Source organism: Streptomyces sp. P17 (assembly GCF_032436805.1).
Classification (GTDB): domain Bacteria; phylum Actinomycetota; class Actinomycetes; order Streptomycetales; family Streptomycetaceae; genus Streptomyces.
In genome coordinates this window covers 1-272 of the sequence record NZ_JAVRBF010000819.1, presented here as the reverse complement: position 1 = coordinate 272, position 272 = coordinate 1, and the positions used below count along the sequence as shown (strand labels likewise).

Annotated in this window: 1 protein-coding gene; it reads right to left on the bottom strand. The window is 44.1% G+C overall.

Features of this window, described 5'->3' with window-relative positions:
- Positions 1–255 (bottom strand): glycosyltransferase (locus RMT89_RS43080; protein WP_315889209.1); only part of this gene is annotated, 255 nt, incomplete at its 3' end.
- Between the last annotated feature and the right edge of the window lie 17 nt (positions 256–272).

The following is a 272-nucleotide window of genomic DNA, read 5'->3' as shown; positions in this document are numbered from 1 at the left end:
CCAAGGCTTATTCTCCCCGGCAAAATGTATCATCTTCGGATTACTGCGCGCCTCAAGAAACCGCATATAGGTGGCGAAAGGCAAGTTGGGGAAGAAATCCTCGGTATTGCCGTTACCATGATAAACATTCCACTCAAGCGGTAAATAATACACGCGACCATGGAATACCTTATTCATGATATCTTGGTCCAGGAACCAATAAGACTTACTTTTCATCGCATCCATTAGACAGGCATACGTATTCTCACGATTCATCTGCATGTGCAGATGAA